Genomic DNA, 21,133 nt, shown 5'->3' on the forward strand with positions numbered 1-21,133 from the left:
CGGCAACCCACAGTCATGTTCGACGGATTGCGACCCGCCGCACGCGAGAGCGTGATCAGGGCGGTGCTGGACGTGCCGAGGCTGCTGCGCCACTCGGTGTGGCGGACTGCAGAACCGCACCAGGGCAACGGACTCGGCGTCGTGCTCGTACCGGGTTTCGGCGCCGGCGGGGCCAGCCTGTCGCCCGCCCGGTCGTGGCTGCGCGCCCGTGGCTACCGCCCGGTCCATTCAGGAGTCGGGTTCACCGTCGGCTGCACCGCACAACTGCTGACGAAGCTCTTGCACAGCACCGAGAGGCACGCCGAGCTCACCGGCCGGCCGGTGGTACTGCTCGGCCAGAGTCGCGGTGGCTGGCTCGCGCGACTCGCCGCCGCCCGGCGGCCCGACCTGGTGCACGGCCTGGTGATGCTGGGCAGCCCCGTGCTCGACCCGCTGGGCGCCCATCCCAGCGTCATGCGCATCGCCCGGTTCCTGGCCCGGCTCGCCGCCGCTGGTGTGCCCGGACTGCTCGATGACGACTGCATGCGCGGGCCGTGCTTCGACGAGCACATGAAGGCGCTCGCCGAACCGTTGCGCGTTCCCGCGATCTCCATCTTCTCGCGGCTGGACGGCATTGTGCCGTGGAGGCTGTGCCAGGACCCGTGCGCCGAGTGCGTCGAGGTTTACAGCTCGCACACCGGCATGGGGTTCGACCCCGACGTCTACGCAGCACTCGCCCCGCGACTCGCGGCCTGGGCACGGCGGGACGTCGAGGTCAACGCGTGACCGGCACGATCCGGGCGTCGAGCAGGATGCCGTCCTCGATCCGCAGCAGCCCGATGGTGCCGTGCGGCTGACGCCGTTTGTCGGTGGGCGAGCCGGGGTTGAACACGCGGAGCCCGTCCTCTTCCTCGTCCCACGGGATGTGCGAGTGCCCGAACACGACGAGCCGGGCGGCGGGGAACCGGCGGCGCATCCTCGCCATCCGGCCGGTCTTCTGGCCGCTGTCGTGGATCATCGCGAACGGCAGGCCCCCGATCTCGGACTCGACCACGTCCGGCGCGCCCCACGCCACCACGTCCGGGCCGTCGTTGTTGCCGCACACGGCGATGACGGGCGCGTACTGCGCCAGCTCGTCCAGCACGGGAGCGACGCAGACGTCCCCGCCGTGCAGGATCAGGTCGGCTGACCGCAAATGTTCGGCCACGGCCGGTGGGCACCGCTTCCAGAACCGCGGCGCGTGGGTGTCGGACAGCACCACGACTCTCACACCCGTGACGGTAGCAAGGTCAGGCTTCGACGAATAACTACGCCGGGTGCGGGTACCTGACCTGCATGGCGAGGGCGATCTGGAGCGGTTCTGTCAGTTTTGGACTCGTGAGCATCCCGGTGGAGCTGTACAGCGCCACCGAGGACCACACCGTGCACTTCAACCAGTTCCAGCGCGGCACGTCCGACCGCATCCGGTACAAGCGCGTCAACGAGCGCACCGGCCGTGAGGTGCCCTACGAGAAGATCGTGAAGGGGCACGAGGTCGAGAACGGCGAGTACGTGGTCGTGGAGCCCGAGGAACTGGACGAGATCGCGCCGGGCCGCAGTCGCACCCTCGACATCGAGGCGTTCGTGGACATCGACGAGATCGACCCGGTGCACTTCCAGAAGACCTACTGGCTCGGGCCGGCCAAGCCCGAGTTCTCCCGCCCGTACCTGCTGCTGGCGCAGGCGATGAAGAAGTCGAACCGGGCGGGCATCGCGATGTTCGTCATGCGCGGCAAGCAGTACCTGACCGCGCTGACCGAGGACAAGGGCATTCTCGCCGTGCACACGCTGTTCTTCGCCGACGAGATCCGCAGGCCGAAGGACGTGCTGGACGTGCCGCCGGAGGGCCGGGCGCCGCGCGGCAAGGAGCTCGACATGGCGGTGTCGCTGGTCGAGTCCATGGCCGACGACTGGCGGCCGAAGGACTACCGCGACACCTACACCGAGCGGGTCAACAAGCTGATCAGGGCAAAGCAGAAGGGCCGCAAGATCAAGGTCGAGGACGAGCCCGCGGAGGCCACCGGCGTCGTCGACCTCATGGAGGCGTTGCAGCGCAGCGTCGAGGCGAGCAAGAAGAAGCGCGGCAAGAAGGTCAGCTGACGACGAGCGCCGTCGCGTTGTCGGTGCCGCGCGCGTACAGGGCCGCACGCACCAAACGCTCCGCCGTGGCGTTCCCGGACATGATCGCCTCGATCCCGTTGTGCCCCAACGGCCCGTAGATGCCGTCGGACACGAGGGCGAGCCGGGGAGCCCGTGTCGCCGCACGGCCGATGTTCTCCGGCGTCGCGTGCCGGACGGTGTTGGTGACGACGTGTTCCAGCCGCGGTTCGGCCTTGATGCCGCGTTCGCGGAAGTACTCGGCGACGGTGTGGTCGGTGGTGAGCTGGACGAGGTCCGAGCCGTCCGAGGCGTACGCGCGGGCGTCGCCTGCCCACGCCACGGCGAAGCCGCCGTCCGGGCGGGCCGTGGCCACGACGATCACAGCGTCGCCCGAGTGCACCTGGAGGGCGTCGCGGGCGGCGAGGATCGCGGCGACCGGGTCCGTCAGCAACGCCGCGGCCCGCGCGGCCGCCCACGCGGCTTCGGCGGCGGACGCGGAGTCGCCCACCCCGTCGGCGACCACGAACGTACGGCGGCCCACGGCGAAAGCGTCCGCGTTGTACCTGCGCGGTCCACGGTCCGACGCGTGGGTCACGGTGAGCGCGGTGCCCAGCGGAACCGTGTCCAGTGGCCTGGTGTGATCGATCAGCATGGCGGACCTCCCTGATCTCCACTAAGCCCTGCGCGCCTAGGAGTCTGCTGTCAGGACCCTGAGAAATCCTCTAGAACTTCGCCGCGCGGCGAAACCGGTCCGCCGCCCGGAGCAACGCGGCGGACAGTTCCGGCGGGGAGACGACCTCGAACTCGACGGTGATGCTCGCGAGCATGAACACCACGTCGTCCATCGTCTCGCCTCCGACCCGCACGTGGCACGAGGTTTCGTCCACAGCCGAAACCTCGCCGTAGCTCCGCCACTCCACGGCCTCCGGCGCGGGCACGCTCAGTCGTACGACGCCCTGCACCGGCCACCGATCGGCCACGCGCGCCGCCACGAACGCCCCCGCGTCGCCGCCCGGAATCTCACGGGGCGTGAAGCGGGCGCCGAACGGGGTCCGCACGCTCATCCGATCGAGTCGAAAAGTCCGCCAGTCCTCCCGCAGCAGGTCCCAGGCGACCAGATACCAGCGGCGGCCCCACGTCACGAGCCGGTGCGGCTCGGCCTCGCGCTGCGACTCCTCCCCCGAGTGCCCGGCGTAGCCGAACCGGATCCGCTGCCGGTCGCGGCAGGCCGTCCCGACCAGCGTCAGTAACCCGGCGTCGACCGCGGGAGGCGCCGAGGTGTGCGGCACCGTCGCGATCTCCAGCGCCGCGACCCGGTGCCGCAGCGCGGAAGGCAGCACCTGCTCGACCTTCAGCAACGCGCGCACGGCCGTCTCACCGATGTTCTCGATGCCGCTCGCGGTCCGCAGCCCGACCGCCACGGCCACGGCTTCGTCGTCGTCCAGCAGCAACGGTGGCAACCGCGCACCCGGACCGAGCCGGTAACCGCCGCCGGACGTGCCCATCGACGCGTGCACGGGGTAGTCCAGCGAACGAAGCCGGTCGACGTCACGCCGGACCGTGCGCGTGGTGACGCCCAGCCTGTCCGCGAGCTCCGCACCGGACCACTCACGGCGCGACTGCAGCAGACCGAGCAATTTCAGCAAACGAGCAGAGGCCACTGTAGGACCATAACTGTCCTACAGCCACCTTAGCGTCGTCGGCATGAAGCCGTTCGAAATCGCCATCCCCCAATCCGACCTCGACGACCTGCACCGCCGCCTCGACCAGACCCGCTGGCCCAGCGAACCGGCGGGCGCCAGTTGGGCGCAGGGCACTCCCCAGCACCGTCTCCGGGAGCTCGTGGCCCGCTGGCGCGACTTCGACTGGCGCGAGCGGGAACGGCGGCTCAACAAGATCCCGCAGTTCGTCACCGAGATCGACGGCACCCCGCTGCACTTCCTGCACGTGCGGAGCCCGAACGCGAACGCCGAACCGCTGCTGCTCACCCACGGCTGGCCGACGACGTGCTTCGCGTTCGAGGAGATGATCGAACCGCTCAGCCGCGACTTCCACCTCGTGATCCCGTCCGTGCCGGGCTTCGGGTTCTCCGGCCCCACCACGGAGCTCGGCTGGACCATCCCCCGCGTGGCCGGCGTGGTCGCCGAGCTGATGCGACGCCTGGGCTACGACCGCTACCTCGCGCACGGCTACGACTTCGGCGCCATGCTCACCCGTCAGCTCGGGATGCGGGACGAGGTGAAGGCCATCCATGTCAACCAGATCTTCTCCGCCGGTGTCACCCAGGAGACGGCGGACATGAACGTCGACGCCGAGCGGCGGTCCGTGGAGAAGGCTTTCCGGTACGAGTTCGAGCAGTGCGGGTACGTGTCGATGCAGAGCACACGGCCGCAGTCGGTCGCCTACGCGCTCACCGACTCGCCGGTCGCGCAGCTCGAGTGGATCGAATGGGCGTTCCACACGTGGAGCGACCCGGAGATCGGGGTACCCCTCGACGCGCTGCTGACGAACGCGTCGATCTTCTGGTTCACCCGGACCGCGGGGTCGTCGGCGCGCTACTACCAGGAGGGGGACGAGACGTGGGGCGAGCTGGAGCCGATGTCCGCGACACCGACGTCGGTCGCGGTGTTCCCGCACGACGTGGGGGTGCCGATCCGGCGGATGGCCGAGCGCAACCACACCATCGTGCGCTGGACCGAAATGCCGCGGGGCGGGCACTTCGCCGCCTTGGAGGTGCCGGAGCTGATGGTCGCGGAACTGCGAGAGGCGTTTCTTTTGTGAGGGTGTCGCCGGAACGACTACGGTGATCACCGTGCGGTACACGCTCTTCGGCACGACCGAGTTCGGTCCGACCCGTGTCGGTGCGCTGCTCGGCGTGCTGCTCGCCGGCGCGGGCCAGGTCGTGACAGCCGAAGAGCTGGTCGAACGGGTGCTGGGCGACGACCCGCCGCCGCGGGCCCGCGCGATGATGCGGACGTGGCTCACGAGGCTGCGGCAGACGTTGCCCGGCCTGATCGAGCGTGACGGCAACGGGTACGTGGTGCGGGTCGACCCGCTGGAGATCGACCTGCACCTGTTCCGGCACCTGGTGCGCACCGGGAAGACGGCCGACGCGCTGGCACTCGTGCGGGACGAGCTGCTGTCCACACTGGACACACCGTGGGCCCGGCAGCTGCGCGCGGACTTCGCGGACGAGCTGCTCGCCGCCCGGCTCGACCACGTCGACGAGCGGCTCGCCCGGGGTGAGCACGCGAAGCTGGTGCCCGAACTGCACACCCTGGCCGCCGGGCGGCCGCTGGACGAGCGGATCGCCGCCCAGCTGATCGAGGCGTTGCACGGCAGCGGACGCGCGGCGGAAGCGTTGCGGCACTTCGAGGTCGTGCGCGCCCGGCTGGCCGGCGAGCTGGGCGCCGAACCGTCGCGGCACCTCGCGACCCTGCATCGGCGCCTGCAGGCGGCCTCGGCACCGCGCCAGTTGCCGGCCGCGCCCAAGCCGTTCACCGGCCGGGCGCTGGAACTCGCGGAACTCGACCAGGCACCGAACGGCGTCGTGGTGATCACCGGCACCGGCGGGGTGGGCAAGACCTCGCTGGCCGTGCACTGGGCGCACCAGGCCATGGACCGGTTCCCCGACGGCCAGCTCTACGTGAACCTGCACGGCTTCGGCCCGAGCGGGGCCGCGGTGAGCCCCGGTGACGCGCTGCTGCGGTTCCTCTCGGCACTCGACGTGCCACGGGCCCAGGTGCCGCACGACCTCGCGGGGCAGTCGGCGCTTTTGCGGGACGCGCTCGCGGACAAACGGGTGCTCATGCTGCTGGACAACGCGACGGACGCCGAGCAGGTCGAACCGCTGCTGCCGCGCTCGCCGAACGCGCACGTGGTGATCACGAGCCGCACCTCGCTCAGGCCGGCCCACGCCAAGGCTCTCCCGCTGGGCCTGCTGCCACCGGAGGACGCCCGCGCACTGCTGGCCGCCCGGATCGGGCACGACCGGGCGCGGGCCGAGCCGGACGCGGTCGACACAGTGGTGCGCCGCTGCGCCCGCCTGCCGCTCGCCCTCGCGGTGGCCGGTGCGCGGGCGGCGACGCAGCCGCAGTTCCCGCTGGCGGCGCTCGCGGACGAACTGGCGGACCTCGACGCGTTCGCCGACGACGATGACGTCACGGCGGACCTGCGTTCGGTGTTCTCGCATTCCTGCAAGGCGTTGAGCCCGGCGGCGCTGCGGCTGTTCCGGTTGCTGGGCCTGATGCCGGGCTCGGACATCAGCCTCGCCGGGGCCGCGTCACTGGCGGCGCTGGACGTGCGGGAGACCGAGGCCCTGCTCGCCGAACTCGCGACGGCGAACCTGATCGACCAGCCGGAGCCGGGCCGGTTCACCTGCCACGACCTGCTGCGCGACTACGCGGCTGAGCTGGCTCTCGCGGGCGAACGCGACGAGGCCCTGCACCGGCTGCTCGACCACCTCGCGCTGACGGGCGTCGAGGCCGGTGTCGCGTACACGCCCAACCGCCACCGCCCGGCCACTCCGCCGCCGGCTCCCGGCGTCGTGGTCCTGCGGTTCGGCACGCACGAGGAAGCGCTCGCGTGGCTGATGGCCGAGCACCCGGCGCTGATGGCGGCGATGCCCCACGGCACGCCGGCGCAGACGTGGCTGATGGGCTGGTCGCTCGCCGACGCCCTGGCCCGCCAGGCCTGCTACCAGGATCTCCTGACGTCGCAACAACTCGCGGTCGCCGCCGTGGAACAGCTCGACGACGCCGACGGCCTGGGCCGCACGCTGATCAACCTCGGCCGCGGGCTGAGCCGCATGCGCCGGCCCGTCGAGGCCACCGCCGCGCTGCACCGGGCGTTCGACGTCTACGAGGGCAATCCGGCCGGTCAGGCCGGGGTGCTGCTGAACATCGCGATGCTGTGCCCGGACGACCGGATCGGCGAGGCGATGGAGCACACGCGGCGCGGGCTCGCGTTGTTCGAGGAGTGCGGCGACTCCTACGGCCAGGCCAACGCGCTGACCGGGCTCGCGTGGGGCCACGGCAAGATCGGCGAGTACGCGCAGGCCGTCGAGTACGCCGAACGCGCGATGCGGATGTGGCGGGAGATGGACCACCTGATCGGCCAGGCCGAGGCGTGGGACAACCTGGGCACCGGCTACCTCGGGCTGGGCGATCACGCGAAGGCCGCCGAGGCGTTCACCCGCTCGTCGGAGATGTTCCGGCTCGGCGGCGACCTGCCGCTCGAAGCCGGTGCGTACGAACAGCTCGGCGACACCCACGCTGCCGCGGGTGCCGCCGAACCGGCGCGGGAGGCCTGGCGGAAAGCGGTCGAGCTGCGTACTCAGGCAGGCCTGCCCACCGATAAGGTGCGAGTGAAGCTACAAACCGAAGGCCAGTAACACGTGGCCGTGCGGGTTCTCGTAGCCCGAGGAGTAACCCGACTGCACGTAGACCATGCCGTCCGACACCACCGCACCGGTACCGGGCCCGGCCAGCGCGCCGCCCCGCCCGGTCAGCCCGTTGACACCACGCACGTCCTGGATGGTGTCGTGGGACCAGATGATCTGACCGGTCCTGGCGTTGTAGGCGCGGAACTTGCCGTCGAGCGCGCCCAGCCACACCACGCCGGGTGAGCTGGACACCGGCACGCCGTGCGCCTGGTAGCAGCCGGGCTGGCCGGCCGCACCGCCCGTGGAACAGCCGTCGGCGGGTGCCGGGGTCTCCCACAGAACGGTGCCGGTGGCCGGATCCACTGCGAACAGCTTGCCGGGATCGGCGTAGTAGGTCGCGATGTAGAGCCGTTTGCCGTCGAAGCTCGACCCCCACTGGATGCCCGAGATGCCACCGCTGGGCAGCGGCACGCCGAGCTGACGACGCCACACGACCTGCCCCGTCGACGCGTCGAACACGTGGTAGACACCGGACTTCTGGCCGACACCGACGAGCCTGCGCCCGTTCACGGTGAACAGGTTCGGCGTGGCACCGATGTCGTAGTCGAGGTTGGTGCCGTCCTTGAGCCCTGGGCAGTAGCCCTCGGCATCGGGCTCGTTGCACGCACCACGCCACGTGTCGGCGTCGGTGACCTGGTTGGTCCACCTCACCGCGCCGGTGCGGGCGTTCAGCGCCAGCAGCGAGTCGAACTCGCCGCCCTTGCCCGTGTAGTTCTGGCCCGTGCCGACGTAGAGCGTGCCGGTCCTGCGGTCGATCACCGGCGAGCTCCACACGCCGACGCCGGACGGTTCGAACCGCTTGGCGCCGTTGGGCCAGGTGCCGACCTCGACCGGTTCCGGCACCGTGTAGTGGCGCCAGACCAACGCGCCGGTGTCGATGTCGTAGGCGTCGATGTGGCCGCGGAACGTGCAGCAGGCGTGCGTGTTCGGCAGCATGTTCTCGCTGCTGGACGTGCCGACGTACACCAGTCCGTTGTGGACGATCGGCGAGCTGGTGGTCATCGACGCGATGCCCGTGTCGAGCTGCACCTGCCACTTCAGGCGCCCGGTGCGCTGGTCGAGCGCGAAGAACCTGCTCGCGCTGTCCCCGAAGAACACCTTGCCGCCGGCCACCGTCGGGCCGTCGGAGTTGAACGCGTACCGGCCGGCCTGCGGGAGCGTGAACTCCCAGCGCGACCGGCCGGTGCGCGCGTCACGGGCGTAGAACTTCCCGTCGGGGCCGCCGAAGTAGATCGTGTTCCCCACAACCGCGGGCTGGCTGCGGACGCCGTTGTAGTCGCCCCTGGGGTAGGCGAACGCCCACTTCAGCTTGAGTTTTCCGGCGTTGCCCGCGTTGATTCGCCATTCCGCGGCCTGGTGCCGCGTACCGTCGAGGTCCTTCGCCCACCCGGTCCAGTCGCCGCCCGCGTGCGCGGTGGCGGGTGACGCGGTCAGGATCACCAGCGCCGCGGTGAGCAGCGCAGTTGTTCTGAGCATGGAATTTTCCCCCTTCCGCCACCCAGCCTGGCAGTGGCGGAAGCGGGAAACGTCCACCCAAAGTCTCGTCGAGGCCTAGCCGATCGGTTGATGCGTCACGACGTCGACGCCCGGAAAGCCCTTGCTCACGATCGGGTTCTTCCGGCCGTTGAGGTACTGCTGGAAGAACGCCGGGATGTAGGTCGTGGCGACCTTCCGCTGTTCTGCCGGCGTGAGCGTCGCCGTGCCGGGGCAGGAGTTGTCGTGGTCGTAGGACCATTCGGTGTTGAAGAAGTTGTGGTTCGCCCGCCGCGGCGTGACGTCGTGGACGGGGACGAGGTTGCGGCCCTGGGCGTTGCGGATGTAACCACCCGCCTGCTCGTCGATGGAGTCGCAGTCTCCGGTCATCACTGCGAACGGGATCTTCGTGATGCGGTAGTCGAGGTTCTCCGGCGCCTCCGGGTCGGGCGCGTAGTAGCCGGCGGGTGCCAGCGGAAGCACCGCCCTGATCCGCACACCCTCCGGCAGCTCGGTCACGTGCTTGTCCGAGGCCTGGTAGACCGCGCCACGGCCGCCACGCGAGTGCCCGAGGGTGCCGACGTTGGTGAGGTCGACGTGCCCGCGGAACCCCGGCAGCTTCCGCGCGAGCGGGCCCTTGCCGGCGTTGAGGTCGCGCCACATCTCCAGGTGCTTGCTCATCAGCGAGGCACGAGCCACGTCAGCGGTCTCGCCGAGCATGCCCGCGTTGATCCCGTTGGCGCTCACCGACACCACCACGAAACCCTGCCGCGCCAGCTCCTCGGCGAGGTAGTCGTACCCGCGGTAGCTCGGGAACGCGTCCCCGGACGGACACGGCCAGACCCACTGGTCGTCCGCGCACGGTTTCCAGTAGCCGTGTGCGAGCAGCACCAGCGGCCGCTTGCCGACGAGCGTGCGCGGCGCGTGCACGACCGCGGTGAGTTCGAGGTCCGCGACGGGGCCGCCCGGTCCGGTGTGAAAGCCGGGCACCTGAAACGCCCGGTCACCGAGCGTGTACTCGACCCTTCTGACGCCGGAGCCGTCGGGGGCGGCAGAGCTCGCCGGTGCGGCCAGCGCCATCGCGATCGCGATGGCGGCCGCGGCTTTTCCGATTGCCATGAGGTGATCCCATCGGGAACTTGTGGGCGTCCGGTGAGGACACCGTCACGGTTGTGCCACAGAGAAGTGGCCGGCGAACCCGGCGAACCGCTCCGCCAGCGGCCCGGTGCCCGAGCTCAGCTCACGCCACAGCGCACGGTGCCGCGTCAGCGACGACGGATCGGGCGCCAGCACCACCACGGCGCCTCGCCGCACCAGCACCGTGGCGGAGACGTCGTGGGTGAGCACCAGCGGGTGCACACCGACGAGGGTGCGCGGCGCGTGCACCACGGCGGCGAGATCTCCGGCCTGGTACGTCATCGTCATGGTCGCGGGGCGGTGGTCGTCCGGCGAGGCCGTCGTGCTCGGCGCCGTCAGCACCAGGGCGCACGCGACGGCCACAAGGACTCTGACGATTGCCATGGTGACGATCTCATCGAGCCCGTGTGCCGTGCACGTCCGGACTTCGTCACGGTTTCGCTACAGCACCCTCGATGCCGTCGAGAAGGACCTTCAACCCGCTGCGGAAGTTCTCCACGGCGTCGTTCTCCAGATACGGCAGTTCCGGATCGACGGGCTCCCTGTCGCTCTCCAGCACGTGCAGCATCGGGAACCTGTGCTCCAGGTCGGGCTCGATCTCCAGCAACACGGCCGACCGCGCGTACCACCACTCCTCGTCGCCCTCACCTGTCGCATTACCCGCGGCACGGGCCTCGGCGACGGTCTGCGCCGCGCCGCGCACGAAGTAGTTGACGGCGCCGACGATGCCGCGCAGTTCACGACCAGGCAGGCCGGTGGACACCAGGATCGCGGCCAGCGCCTCGATCACCGCGAACTCGTGCGGGCCGAGCACCGGACGCGCCTGCGACACCTGCAGCATCCACGGGTGACGGCTGTAGAACTCCCACAGGTCGTGCGCCCAGCACGTGACGGCGGAACGCCAGCCGTCGTCGAGCGGGTAGGACGCCGGCAGTTCGGCCATCGCCCGGTCGTACATGAGGTCGACCAGCTCGTTCTTGCCCGGCACGTACGTGTAGAGCGCCATGGCCGTGCGCCCGAGCCGCTCCCCCACCGCGCGCATCGAGAACGCCATGCCCTGCTCGTCGGCGACCTCGATGGCCGCGTCGACGATCGCGTCCACGCTCAGTCCGGGCTTCGGGCCGGGACGCTGCTCCGCGACCGACGCCCGCCAGAGCAGCTCGATGGACCGGCGCGGGTCGCCCTGACCTGCGTAGACGACCACGGTTGCGACTCCTTACAGCGTAAAGTAACCTTGCCGGTCGATACTTTACGGCATAAACAATCTGTTGGGGGAAGCAGCTGTGAACGCTGTCGCGGACAGCCATGACTGGATCCAGGTGCGGGGAGCCAGGGAGAACAACCTCGCGGACGTGTCGCTCGACGTCCCCAAGCGTCGGCTGACCGTCTTCACCGGCGTGTCCGGCTCCGGCAAGTCCTCGCTGGTCTTCGGCACGATCGCGGCCGAGTCCCAGCGCATGATCAACGAGACCTACACCGCCTTCCTGCAGTCCTTCATGCCCTCGATCGGCCGCCCCGACGTGGACGCGCTGCACAACCTGAGCGCGGCGATCATCGTCGACCAGGAACGCATGGGCGCGAACTCCCGCTCCACCGTCGGCACCGCGACCGACGCGCACACGATGCTCCGGATCGTCTTCAGCCGCCTGGGCGAGCCGCACGCCGGCACGTCCGGCGCGTTCAGCTTCAACCTGCCCGAGGGCATGTGCCCGGCCTGCGAGGGCCTGGGCAAGGTCACCACCATCGACGTGGACGCCATCGTCGACAGCACGAAGTCCCTGAACGACGGCGCGATCGACGCCCCGAACTACGGCGTCGGCACCTGGTACTGGCAGGTCCTCGCGAACTCCGGCCTCTACCCCGCCGACCAGCCGATCTCGGCGTTCACCGAGCAGCAGCTCCACGACTTCCTCTACAAGCCGACGACGAAACTGAACATCGGCGGCACCAACGTCACCTACGACGGCCTGATCTCCAAGCTGCAGCGCACCATCCTGTCCAAGGACCGCGACTCCATGCAGCCGCACGTCCGCGCGTTCGTGGACAAGGCCGTCACCTTCGCGACCTGTCAGAGCTGCAAGGGCGCACGTCTCAACGAGGCCGCGCTCAGCTCGAAGATCCGCGGCGCGAACATCGCGGACTGCTGTGCGATGCAGATCAGCGACCTCGCGAAGTTCGTGCACGCCATCGACGACCCGCCCGTCGCACCGCTGCTCGCCACCCTGCGCGACACGCTCGACTCGCTGGTCGAGATCGGCCTCGGCTACCTCTCGCTCGACCGCGAGTCCGGCACGCTGTCCGGCGGCGAGTCGCAGCGCGTGAAGATGGTGCGGCACCTGGGTTCCTCGCTCACCGACATCACCTACGTGTTCGACGAACCGACCGTCGGCCTGCACCCGCACGACATCCAGCGGATGAACAACCTCCTGCTCCGCCTGCGGGACAAGGGCAACACCGTCCTCGTCGTCGAGCACAAGCCGGAGACCATCAAGATCGCCGACCACGTCGTCGACCTCGGCCCCGGTGCCGGCGTCAACGGCGGTCACCTCTGCTACACCGGCGACGTGGCCGGGCTGCGCAGCTCCGGCACGCTGACCGGCCGCCACCTCGACCACCGGGCCAAGCTGCGGCCGGAATTCCGTTCCCCCCAGGGTTTCCTGACGATCAGCGGCGCCCGCACCAACAACCTCAAGGACGTCTCGGTCGACCTGCCGCTCGGCGTGCTGACCGTCGTCACCGGCGTCGCGGGCTCCGGCAAGTCGTCGCTCATCCACGGCTCGCTGCGCAAGGGCCCGGACGTCGTGACGGTCGACCAGTCGCCGATCCGCGGTTCACGCCGCTCCAACCCCGCCACCTACACCGGCCTGCTCGACTCGGTCAGGACCGCCTTCGCCAAGGCCAACGGCGTGAAGGCCGCGTTGTTCAGCGCGAACTCCGAGGGCGCCTGCGAGAACTGCAAGGGCATCGGGCTCGTCTACACCGACCTCGCGATGATGGCCGGTGTCGCCACGGTCTGCGAGAAGTGCGAGGGCAAGCGGTTCACGCCCGAGGTGCTGCGCTACACGTTGCGGGGCAAGAACATCAGCGAGGTGCTCGGCATGTCCGTCGCCGACGCGCGCGAGTTCTTCCCCTCCGGCCAGGCCCACGCCGTGCTCAGCCGCCTGCACGACGTCGGCCTGTCGTACCTCTCGCTCGGCCAGCCGCTCACGACGCTGTCCGGCGGCGAACGGCAACGGCTCAAGCTCGCCATCCACATGGCGGAGAAGGCCTCGACCTACGTGCTGGACGAACCGACGTCCGGCCTGCACCTCGCGGACGTGGACCAGCTCCTCGCGCTGCTCGACCAGCTGATCGACGCCGGCCACACGGTGATCGTGATCGAGCACCACCTCGCCGTGATGGCGCACGCCGACTGGATCGTCGACATGGGCCCCGGCGCGGGCCACGACGGCGGCCAGGTCGTCTTCTCCGGCACGCCCGGCGACCTCGTGTCCACTTCGGACACCCTCACCGCCCGGCACCTGAAGGAGTACCTGTCGTGAGCCTGCTGACGGTGACCTCCGTCGTACCGCTGACCCCGCGCATGACCCGCGTGACGTTCAGCGGTCCCGGACTCGACGCGCTCGACACCTGGCCGGACCAGCAGCTCAAGCTGCTCTTCCCCCGGCCCGGCGGGTCCGCGCACGTGTCCGACGCCTCCGACGCCGGCACCTGGTACCAGGCGTACCTGGCCGTGCCGGAGCCCGAACGGCCGTGGATGCGCAGCTTCACCGTCCGGTCGCTGAGCGACGGCGTGCTGACGGTCGACTTCGTGCTGCACGGCGACACCGGCCCGGCGTCGAGCTGGGCCGCCAGAGCCCAGGTCGGTGACGTCATCGGCCGGTTCGGACCCTCCCGCGACTACGCCCGCCCGCCCGCTCGGCACCGCGGACCTGCTGGTGTTCGCGGGCGACGAGACGGCGTTGCCGGCGATCGCCTCACTACTCGAACTGCTACCGGAGGCGCAGCAACGGCTCGTGTTCGTCGAGGTCGCGGATCCATTGGAGGAACAGGACGTGCCCGGTGTGCGGTGGGTGCACCGCAGTGCCGGGGAGGACCTGGTCTCGGTGGTGACGGCGGCCGGGGTGCCGTCGTCGGTGTGGGTGTGGCTCGCCGGCGAGGCCTCCTCGGTGCGGGCGCTGCGCAGGCACTTCGTCGGTCTGGGTGTGTCCAAGAAGGACATCGAGTTCGCCGGCTACTGGCGGCGCGCGCTCACCCAGGACGACGCCCCGACCTCCGACGACCTCGCCGAGGCCCAGGAAAGGATCGCCGCGCTCAGCGAGTGAACTCCAGCAGGCTGCGCCCGCCGGTCACCTGGGTCACGGACTCCAGGGTGAGTCCGTGCGCGGACGCCAGCCTCTCGAAGTCGTGGAGCCCTCGGTCCCGCCCGCCGAAATGCACGAGCATGACGAGGTCGAACTCCGTGCTCTCCCCGAGGGACTCCACGACAAGAACCCGTTCGCCCGCCACGGCGCACCGGGCCAGGATCCGGTGCGCCTGCTCGTCGTCCCAGTCGTGCAGGATGTCGAACAGCAGGCAGGCGTCGGCCCCGGCCGGCAACGGGTCGAAGAAGCTGCCCCCGGTCACCTCCGCGCGTTCGCCGAGGCCGTGTTCGCGGAACAACTCCCGCGCGCCCGCGGCGGTCTCCTCCAGGTCGACCAGGTGGCCGCGCATCGCCGGGTGCGCGGCGAGGATCGCGGCGAGCAGCGTCCCGTGCCCGCCACCGACGTCGACGAGCGTGCCGAACCGCGACCAGTCGTAGTTCGCGACGACCTGCGGAATCCAGTCGCGCATTCGGTCGTTCATCTGCCGGTCGAAGGCCTCGCGCAGGTGCGGCTGCGCGGCGAGGTCGGCCCAGAAGTCCTGGCCGTAGCGCAGCGGGTAGGCCGGTTCGCCGGTGCGGACGCTGTGGACCAGGTCGACGAACGCCAGATCGGCGCGCCCGGCGGCGGAGTCGTGGTGCAGCAGGTTGTTCAGGCCGTTGCCCGCACCGGCGCCGAGCAGCGCGCCGAAACCGGTGGTGCGGTAGCCGGCGGCTGTTCGTTCGACCACCCCGAGGGTCGTCAGGTGGGCCAGGAGCAGGTCGAGTGCGAGCGGGTCGGCCTCGAGTCCGGGTGCGAGTTCGCGGGCGGTCGCGGGGTTGTCGCGCAGGCGGTCCGGCAGTCCGAGGGTCACGGCGACTCGGAGCGCCATCGGCGTGATCAACCCGGAAATCTGTCGAAGCCGTTGTATGTCGGTGTCCACGTAGATCCACCCTGCCACCGCTGACAACCTAATTTTTGTCAACACTGAAGCTATAGTGAGAATGACTCACCGGGCTTGGGCGCCTAACGTATGCCTATGAGGACCAACTGGGCGGGCAACGTCACCTTCACCTCGGCTGAGGTCGTAGCCCCAGCCTCGGCCGAAGACCTGCGTGCGCTCGTGCGCGGCTCATCGGCCGTGCACGTCGTCGGCTCGGGACACTCGTTCAGCACGATCGCCGACACGACCGGCACGCTGGTGTCGCTGGCGGCCATGCCCGAGGTCTTCGAGGTGTCCGGTCAGACGGTCCGGGTGAGCGCGGGCATGACGCTCGCCTCGCTGGCCGTCCGGCTGGAGGCGGCAGGCCTGGCCCTGCACACGTTGCCGTCGCTGCCGCACATCACCGTGGCCGGTGCGATCACCACCGCCACCCACGGCTCCGGGTCCCGGTCGCTGGCCGGCGCCGTGCGGTCCGTCGAGGTCATGCGCGGTGACGGCTCGGTCGTCGAGCTGACCTCCGCGGGCGCGCCCGTGTCGATGGGCGGCCTCGGCGTCGTCACCACCGTGACCCTCGACGTGGTGCCGTCCTTCCAGGTCGCGCAGACGGTCTACGAGGAGGTCGCCTGGACGACGCTGCTCGTCCGGCTGGAACAGATCTTCGACGGCGCGTACAGCGTGAGCGCGTTCGTGGACTGGCAGGGCGGTGCGACGCTGTGGGCGAAGCACCGCGTGGGCGACGAGGAGTTCGCCTTCCCGGGGCGGCCGGCGTCCGAGCCGGCGCACCCCGTGGCCGGCCAGCCCGCCTCCCGCTGCACGTTGCAGGGCGGCGTGCCCGGCCCGTGGCACGAGCGGCTGCCCCACTTCCGCGCCGAGTTCACCCCGTCCGTCGGCGAGGAGCTGCAGACCGAGTACTTCGTGCCCCGGACCCGCGCGGTGACGGCGTTGCGGGCACTGGCCGAGATGTCGACGGTGATCTCGCCGCTGGTGCAGGCCTGCGAGATCCGCACGATCGACGCCGAGCCGCAGTGGCTCAGTCCCGCCTTCGACCGCGACAGCGTCGCGATCCACTTCACCTGGGTGCCGGACACCCCGGCCGTGCTGCGGCTGCTGCCCCGCCTGGAGGAGGCGATCGCGCCGCGGCCGCACTGGGGCAAGCTCTTCACCGTGCCGCCCGCCCTGCTGGCGGCCCGCTACCCGCAGTGGGACGCCTTCCGGGCGTTGCTGCGCGAGCACGACCCGAAAGGCGTCTTCCGCAACGAGTTCCTGACCCGCTACTTCGGGTCGGCCACGTCGGCGGGCCCCCTCTGACGCAGCGCCTCCAGCTGGTCGTCGGAGAACCCGTAGGTCGTCACGACGGTCATCTGTGCGCTGGTGACCACCAACCCCGGACCGAACTCCTCGACCACCACACCGCGCTGGTTCGCCGACTCGAAGAACGGCTTGCCGCTCACGCCGAGATCGACCTCGGACGGCCAGAACAGCGTCCGGCGCTTCTCCCCGGGGTGGTACTCGTGCGCGAACTTCAGCTGGTGCAGGAACGTGATCCAGCCTTCGGTGATCTCGTCGTAGTAGGCGTCCCACTCGGGCGAGGTGCCCACGGGCGCGCGGGTGAGCACGACTCGGGTGCCTTCGGGGACCGGGGTGAGCACGAAGGTGTCGTGACCCTGGACGACCAGCGTGGCGCCGTCGCCCTCCTCGGCGTTCTCGAAGTAGATGTTGTCGATCTCGGCGTCGAGGTCCGGGAGGTCCCAGCCGTGCCAGTGGCGCAGCTTCTCCTTGTCGCGGAACGACTGCCACACCTCGTCGACCGGCGCGGCCACGGTGATCTCGATCCGGACGCCTTCGTCACTCATCTGCTACTCCGGGATGGCCCATGGCGACCACCCGGTACGGGCGGCCTGAGTCGGTGTCGTACTTCAACGCGACCTGCCGCACCGCTTCAGCCAGGTCGCTGGTGAACTCGTGGACGTCGCCGGGCGCGCCGAAGCGGACCGTCGTCTCCACGGTGAAGGTGAGCAAGCGCTTTCCCGCGTCGGCCGCGGCGCCGGACATCCGTTCGACGTCGCGCGCCGTGTCCTCGGCTACCGACACCAGATGCGTCGCGGCGAACTGGTCGTGGACGCCGGCCGCGATCTCGCGACCCGGCTTCGCCCGCAGGACGCGTTCCACACAGCCACGCCGCTGGCGTTCTTCGACCAGCTCGACGAGTCCCGCCTGCTCCAGGGCTCGCACGTGGTAGTTGACCCGCTGCCGGGGCAGGTCGAGAGCCACCGCGAGCTGCGTCGCCGAGGCGGGCGACTTCAGCAGCTCCAGCAACGAGAGGCGCAACGGCGACAGTTCCACGTCCAGCACGGTCTCATTTGACAAAATGGACTGTCAATACCGGAACAGGACCGGAAACAGGCAAGTTCGTTGACGGTTGCGACAGATCGCCCCCACCCTGGGGCCGTGAGAACCCCCCTGCTGGTGGCAGCGTTGGCAGCAGCGGCGATCGTTCCTGTGTGGACGGTCGCGGCGCAGGCCGACGTGGTGCCCGGAACCGCCTATCAAGTGACGAACGTCGGCAGCGGAAAGTGCGTGGAGTCGCTGGGAACGGCCAACGGCGCACAGCTCCGCCAACAAGGATGCTCGGGACAGACCTGGACCTTCACGCCCACAAGCGACGGTTACTTCACCGTCGGACAGGGCCAGGTCTGGGACGTCTCGAACGTCTCGGTCGCGGACAACGCGGCTGTCCACATGTGGCAGTCGTTCAACGCGAACAACCAGCAATGGCGCCCCGAACAGATCGGCACGGACACCTACCGGTTCGTGAACCGCAACAGCGCCAAGTGCCTCGACGTGCCCGGTGCGTCCACCGGTGACGTCCAGCTGGTCCAGTACACCTGCAACGGGACCAACGCACAGCTCTTCCGCCTCACCGGCGGCACGCAGCAGCCGGGTCAGCCCGACTTCGGCCCGAACGTGCTCGTCTTCGACCCGTCGATGCCCGCGGCCACCATCCAGGCGCGGCTCGACGACATCTTCCGCCAGCAGGAAGAGGGTCAGTACGACGCGCGCCGGTACGCGATCATGTTCAAGCCCGGCAACTACAACGTCGACGTCAACATCGGCTTCTTCACCCAGGTCCTCGGCCTGGGCATGCTGCCGGACGGTGTGACGATCAACGGCCAGGTGCACGTCGAGGCCGACTGGTTCCAGGGCAACGCGACGCACAACTTCTGGCGTGGCGCGGAGAACCTCGCGATCCGGCCGCCCTCGGGCACCAACACCTGGGCCGTGTCGCAGGCGTCCGCGATGCGCCGCACCAAGACCTACGGCAACATGCAGCTCGACGACAACGGCTGGTCCAGCGGCGGTTTCCTCGCCGACTCCGTGGTCACGGGCCAGGTCCGCTCCGGTTCGCAGCAGCAGTGGCTGTCGCGCAACACCGAGTGGGGCTCGTGGACCGGCGAGAACTGGAACATGGTGTTCGTCGGCGCGCGCAACGCACCGCGGACATCGTTCCCGGAGCCGCCGTACACGAACGTCGCGCAGACCCCGGTCGTGCGGGAGAAGCCGTTCCTGACCGTCGACAGCGGCGGTAACTACACCGTGTTCGTGCCGGCGCTGCGCTCGAACACCAGCGGCACCACCTGGGCCGCGGGCAACCAGCAGGGCACGAACATCCCGCTGTCGCAGTTCTACATCGCGAAGCCGGGCACCTCGGCGGCGACGATCAACGCGCAGCTCGCGGCCGGCAAGCACCTGCTGCTCACGCCGGGCATCCACCAGGTGAGCGAGCCGATCCGCGTCACCCGCCCCGACACCGTCGTGCTGGGCCTCGGTCTCGCGACCGTCATGCCTGCCAACGGCACCATGGCGCTCGACGTGGCCGATGTGGACGGTGTGAAGATCGCCGGCATCCTCATCGACGCGGCCCCGACCAACTCGCCGCTGCTGATGCAGGTCGGCGCGCCCGGCAGCAACGCCAACCACTCCGCCAACCCGACGTCGTTGCACGACGTGTACGTACGCATCGGCGGTTCGGCCGTCGGGCGGGCCACGACCTCGTTGGTGGTCAACAGCCACAACGTGATCGGCGACCACCTGTGGCTGTGGCGCGGTGACCACTCCATCGGCGTCGGCTGGGATCTCAACACGGCCGACACGGGCCTGATCGTCAACGGCGACAACGTGACGATGTACGGCCTGTTCGTCGAGCACTACCAGAAGTACCAGACCATCTGGAACGGCCAGGGCGGCCGGACGTACTTCTACCAGAACGAAATGCCGTACGAGGTGCCCAACCAGGCGGCCTGGATGAACGGCTCGACCCGCGGCTACGCGGCGTACAAGGTCTCCAACAACGTCACGACGCACGAGGCGTGGGGCATGGGCAGCTACATCTTCGCCAACGCCAACCCGAGCGTGGTGGCCGACCGGGCGTTCGAGGTGCCGAACACCCCGGGCGTCAGGCTGCACAGCATGGTGACGATCTCGTTGGGCGGCAAGGGAACCATCGAACGGATCGTCAACAACTCGGGCGGCCGGGTGTCGGCCGGTTCCACCGAGGCCTACTTGGCGAACTACCCGTGATGACGCGCTGACCCGAAGCCCCGGAGTGCGGGGCTTCGGGTCAGCCCAGCCGCTTCGGCCGGTTGACCTTCATCTCGTCCATGTCGGTGACCTTGGCCTTCAGCCCCTTGAAGTCGACGCCGAGCGCGTCGAGCGCGGTCGAGGCCCGCCGCAGTCCCGCGTCGTCCGGCTTCTCGGCGGCGGTGAGGATCACGCGGTAGCTGAAGAAGTCGAGCTTCTCGTCGTAGGTCAGCGCGCCTTCTTCACTGAAGCCGGCGTCGCGCAGGAAGTCGAAGTCCTCGAGGCGGTCGAGCAGCGACGTGCGCTGGCCGGGCGTCAGGTCGGCGAAGCGGCCGCGGACGAGTACGCGGTAGGTGTGTTCAGCCACGAGCGAAGATGGTCCCTGATCGGCCGCCGGTCTGGCGAACGATTTCCCCCGTGCGGAAGAATCTGGACCATGAACGCAAAAGAGCTGGTCGCGCGCATCCGGACGGAGCTGCACCCCGGTGACCACGACAACCTCGTGGTGAAACTGATCGAGACCGGGCAGGCTCCGCGCGGCGTGATCCAGACGTTCGCCGCTGAAGAGAACCACATCGTGTCGTCGGACTGGCGAACATTCCTGGCGCTGGCCTCCAAGGCGAGCGAACCGAACGCGCGGGCGTTCTTCACGCTGCTCGCGGGCGGTGAGGAGCTGGTGCTGCCGATGTTGCCGCCGCTGGCCGAGGCGGCGGGCATGTCCGCCAAGGACTTCCAGAACTACGAACCGTTCCCCGGTTGCCAGGCCTACCCCGCCTACCAGGCGTGGATGGCGCTCAACGGCGAGCCGACGGACGTGATCCTCGCGATCCTGGCGAACTTCACCGCGTGGGGCGGATACTGCGCGCGGATGGCGAAGGGGCTGCGCGAGCACTACGGGTTCAGCGACGAGGCGTGCGCGTTCGTCGACTTCTTCGCCACGCCCGCGCCGCAACTGGAGGACCGTGCGATCGCCGCGATCCAGGCCTCCCTCGACGCGGGCTGGCAGCCGCAGCACGCGTGGCGCTACGGCCGCCTGCTGCAAGCCTACGAACTGCAGTTCTGGTCCACCCTGGCGTAAGGGATGGGGGCGGCGGTGCCGCC

20 protein-coding genes and 1 pseudogene are annotated in these 21,133 nt (G+C 69.8%); 10 read left to right on the top strand and 11 right to left on the bottom strand.

Annotation, left to right across the window (positions count from 1 at the left end):
- Window positions 1-15 precede the first annotated feature (15 nt).
- A complete protein-coding gene (locus BLR21_RS11410) occupies window positions 16-765 on the top strand; it encodes an alpha/beta fold hydrolase (protein WP_090005802.1) in 750 nt (249 codons plus the stop codon).
- Here BLR21_RS11410 and BLR21_RS11415 read toward each other — a convergent pair.
- Complete coding sequence (locus BLR21_RS11415; RefSeq protein WP_090005803.1) at window positions 755-1,249, bottom strand: metallophosphoesterase family protein; 495 nt, start codon at window positions 1,247-1,249, stop codon at window positions 755-757. The two genes, BLR21_RS11410 and BLR21_RS11415, sit on opposite strands and share 11 nt — an antisense overlap.
- Before the next feature lie 107 nt (window positions 1,250-1,356).
- On the opposite strand from BLR21_RS11415, the gene ku reads away from it, so the two are divergent.
- On the top strand, window positions 1,357-2,118 hold the full coding sequence (ku, locus tag BLR21_RS11420; RefSeq protein ID WP_420843875.1) for a non-homologous end joining protein Ku: 762 nt from the start codon (window positions 1,357-1,359) through the stop codon (window positions 2,116-2,118).
- Here ku and BLR21_RS11425 read toward each other — a convergent pair.
- Window positions 2,111-2,770 (bottom strand): PP2C family protein-serine/threonine phosphatase, encoded by a 660-nt coding sequence (locus BLR21_RS11425; protein WP_090005805.1) that lies wholly within the window; start codon window positions 2,768-2,770, stop codon window positions 2,111-2,113. The genes ku and BLR21_RS11425 overlap by 8 nt on opposite strands.
- 70 nt (window positions 2,771-2,840) lie before the next feature.
- Window positions 2,841-3,779, bottom strand: coding sequence for a helix-turn-helix transcriptional regulator (locus BLR21_RS11430; RefSeq protein ID WP_090005806.1), 939 nt, complete (start codon window positions 3,777-3,779; stop codon window positions 2,841-2,843).
- A gap of 43 nt (window positions 3,780-3,822) precedes the next feature.
- Between BLR21_RS11430 and BLR21_RS11435 the strand changes: the two genes are divergently transcribed.
- Together BLR21_RS11435 and BLR21_RS11440 are read left to right on the top strand one after the other, a co-directional pair.
- Window positions 3,823-4,899 (top strand): epoxide hydrolase family protein, encoded by a 1,077-nt coding sequence (locus BLR21_RS11435; protein ID WP_090005807.1) that lies wholly within the window; start codon window positions 3,823-3,825, stop codon window positions 4,897-4,899.
- 31 nt (window positions 4,900-4,930) lie between these two features.
- Window positions 4,931-7,510: an AfsR/SARP family transcriptional regulator gene (locus tag BLR21_RS11440; RefSeq protein ID WP_176929590.1), complete on the top strand. Its 2,580-nt coding sequence runs from the start codon at window positions 4,931-4,933 to the stop codon at window positions 7,508-7,510.
- Here the strand turns inward: BLR21_RS11440 and BLR21_RS11445 are convergent.
- The 4 genes from BLR21_RS11445 to BLR21_RS11460 all read right to left on the bottom strand — a co-directional run bounded on the left by BLR21_RS11445 (window position 7,490) and on the right by BLR21_RS11460 (window position 11,375).
- Window positions 7,490-9,037 carry an outer membrane protein assembly factor BamB family protein gene (locus BLR21_RS11445; RefSeq protein WP_090005809.1) on the bottom strand — a complete coding sequence of 516 codons (1,548 nt, stop codon included), beginning with the start codon at window positions 9,035-9,037 and terminating at the stop codon, window positions 7,490-7,492. The genes BLR21_RS11440 and BLR21_RS11445 overlap by 21 nt on opposite strands.
- A 75-nt stretch (window positions 9,038-9,112) precedes the next feature.
- Window positions 9,113-10,153 carry an alpha/beta hydrolase family protein gene (locus tag BLR21_RS11450; RefSeq protein WP_090005810.1) on the bottom strand — a complete coding sequence of 347 codons (1,041 nt, stop codon included), beginning with the start codon at window positions 10,151-10,153 and terminating at the stop codon, window positions 9,113-9,115.
- Window positions 10,154-10,198: 45 nt separating this feature from the next.
- The gene (locus BLR21_RS11455; protein ID WP_143027685.1) at window positions 10,199-10,555 is read right to left on the bottom strand and encodes a hypothetical protein; all 357 of its coding nucleotides are present in this window, start codon (window positions 10,553-10,555) and stop codon (window positions 10,199-10,201) included.
- A gap of 46 nt (window positions 10,556-10,601) precedes the next feature.
- Window positions 10,602-11,375 carry a TetR/AcrR family transcriptional regulator gene (locus BLR21_RS11460; protein WP_090005812.1) on the bottom strand — a complete coding sequence of 258 codons (774 nt, stop codon included), beginning with the start codon at window positions 11,373-11,375 and terminating at the stop codon, window positions 10,602-10,604.
- 79 nt (window positions 11,376-11,454) lie between these two features.
- Between BLR21_RS11460 and BLR21_RS11465 the strand changes: the two genes are divergently transcribed.
- The 3 genes and pseudogenes from BLR21_RS11465 (at window position 11,455) to BLR21_RS43705 (ending at window position 14,496) form a co-directional block, all read left to right on the top strand.
- Window positions 11,455-13,713 (top strand): ATP-binding cassette domain-containing protein, encoded by a 2,259-nt coding sequence (locus tag BLR21_RS11465; RefSeq protein ID WP_090005813.1) that lies wholly within the window; start codon window positions 11,455-11,457, stop codon window positions 13,711-13,713.
- Between the two features lie 41 nt (window positions 13,714-13,754).
- Window positions 13,755-14,009 (top strand): annotated as a pseudogene (locus BLR21_RS43700) (siderophore-interacting protein); the annotation flags it as partial.
- Between the two features lie 28 nt (window positions 14,010-14,037).
- The gene (locus BLR21_RS43705) at window positions 14,038-14,496 is read left to right on the top strand and encodes a siderophore-interacting protein (RefSeq protein ID WP_256334633.1); all 459 of its coding nucleotides are present in this window, start codon (window positions 14,038-14,040) and stop codon (window positions 14,494-14,496) included.
- Here BLR21_RS43705 and BLR21_RS11475 read toward each other — a convergent pair.
- Window positions 14,486-15,454, bottom strand: coding sequence for a methyltransferase (locus BLR21_RS11475; RefSeq protein ID WP_256334634.1), 969 nt, complete (start codon window positions 15,452-15,454; stop codon window positions 14,486-14,488). The two genes, BLR21_RS43705 and BLR21_RS11475, sit on opposite strands and share 11 nt — an antisense overlap.
- 96 nt (window positions 15,455-15,550) lie before the next feature.
- Here BLR21_RS11475 and BLR21_RS11480 point away from each other — a divergent pair, with 96 nt between their 5' ends.
- Window positions 15,551-16,762 carry an FAD-binding protein gene (locus BLR21_RS11480; RefSeq protein ID WP_218130846.1) on the top strand — a complete coding sequence of 404 codons (1,212 nt, stop codon included), beginning with the start codon at window positions 15,551-15,553 and terminating at the stop codon, window positions 16,760-16,762.
- Here the strand turns inward: BLR21_RS11480 and BLR21_RS11485 are convergent.
- Window positions 16,726-17,307, bottom strand: a complete 582-nt coding sequence (locus BLR21_RS11485; protein WP_090005816.1) for an SRPBCC family protein — start codon at window positions 17,305-17,307, stop codon at window positions 16,726-16,728. The two genes, BLR21_RS11480 and BLR21_RS11485, sit on opposite strands and share 37 nt — an antisense overlap.
- Window positions 17,300-17,806: a winged helix-turn-helix domain-containing protein gene (locus tag BLR21_RS11490; protein ID WP_218130847.1), complete on the bottom strand. Its 507-nt coding sequence runs from the start codon at window positions 17,804-17,806 to the stop codon at window positions 17,300-17,302. The genes BLR21_RS11485 and BLR21_RS11490 overlap by 8 nt, the downstream gene beginning before the upstream one ends.
- Window positions 17,807-17,902: 96 nt before the next feature.
- Between BLR21_RS11490 and BLR21_RS11495 the strand changes: the two genes are divergently transcribed.
- Window positions 17,903-20,032, top strand: a complete 2,130-nt coding sequence (locus BLR21_RS11495; protein ID WP_256334635.1) for an RICIN domain-containing protein — start codon at window positions 17,903-17,905, stop codon at window positions 20,030-20,032.
- 40 nt (window positions 20,033-20,072) lie between these two features.
- Here BLR21_RS11495 and BLR21_RS11500 read toward each other — a convergent pair whose 3' ends face one another.
- On the bottom strand, window positions 20,073-20,399 hold the full coding sequence (locus BLR21_RS11500; RefSeq protein ID WP_090005819.1) for a DUF6204 family protein: 327 nt from the start codon (window positions 20,397-20,399) through the stop codon (window positions 20,073-20,075).
- A 69-nt stretch (window positions 20,400-20,468) separates the two neighbouring features.
- Between BLR21_RS11500 and BLR21_RS11505 the strand changes: the two genes are divergently transcribed.
- Window positions 20,469-21,110, top strand: a complete 642-nt coding sequence (locus BLR21_RS11505; protein WP_090005820.1) for a thiaminase II/PqqC family protein — start codon at window positions 20,469-20,471, stop codon at window positions 21,108-21,110.
- The last annotated feature ends 23 nt before the right edge of the window (window positions 21,111-21,133 follow it).

It is taken from the genome of Lentzea albidocapillata subsp. violacea (assembly GCF_900100275.1).
GTDB lineage: Bacteria > Actinomycetota > Actinomycetes > Mycobacteriales > Pseudonocardiaceae > Lentzea > Lentzea violacea.

Excerpts from the sequence above, each read along its gene's own strand:
- BLR21_RS11410 (WP_090005802.1), top strand. The coding sequence starts at position 16 with ATGTTCGACGGATTGCGACCCGCCGCACGCGAGAGCGTGATCAGGGCG.
- BLR21_RS11425 (WP_090005805.1), bottom strand. The coding sequence starts at position 2,770 with ATGCTGATCGATCACACCAGGCCACTGGACACGGTTCCGCTGGGCACC.
- BLR21_RS11435 (WP_090005807.1), top strand. The coding sequence starts at position 3,823 with ATGAAGCCGTTCGAAATCGCCATCCCCCAATCCGACCTCGACGACCTG.
- BLR21_RS11445 (WP_090005809.1), bottom strand. The coding sequence starts at position 9,037 with ATGCTCAGAACAACTGCGCTGCTCACCGCGGCGCTGGTGATCCTGACC.
- BLR21_RS11450 (WP_090005810.1), bottom strand. The coding sequence starts at position 10,153 with ATGGCAATCGGAAAAGCCGCGGCCGCCATCGCGATCGCGATGGCGCTG.
- BLR21_RS11455 (WP_143027685.1), bottom strand. The coding sequence starts at position 10,555 with ATGGCAATCGTCAGAGTCCTTGTGGCCGTCGCGTGCGCCCTGGTGCTG.
- BLR21_RS11480 (WP_218130846.1), top strand. The coding sequence starts at position 15,551 with ATGAGGACCAACTGGGCGGGCAACGTCACCTTCACCTCGGCTGAGGTC.
- BLR21_RS11485 (WP_090005816.1), bottom strand. The coding sequence starts at position 17,307 with ATGAGTGACGAAGGCGTCCGGATCGAGATCACCGTGGCCGCGCCGGTC.
- BLR21_RS11505 (WP_090005820.1), top strand. The coding sequence starts at position 20,469 with ATGAACGCAAAAGAGCTGGTCGCGCGCATCCGGACGGAGCTGCACCCC.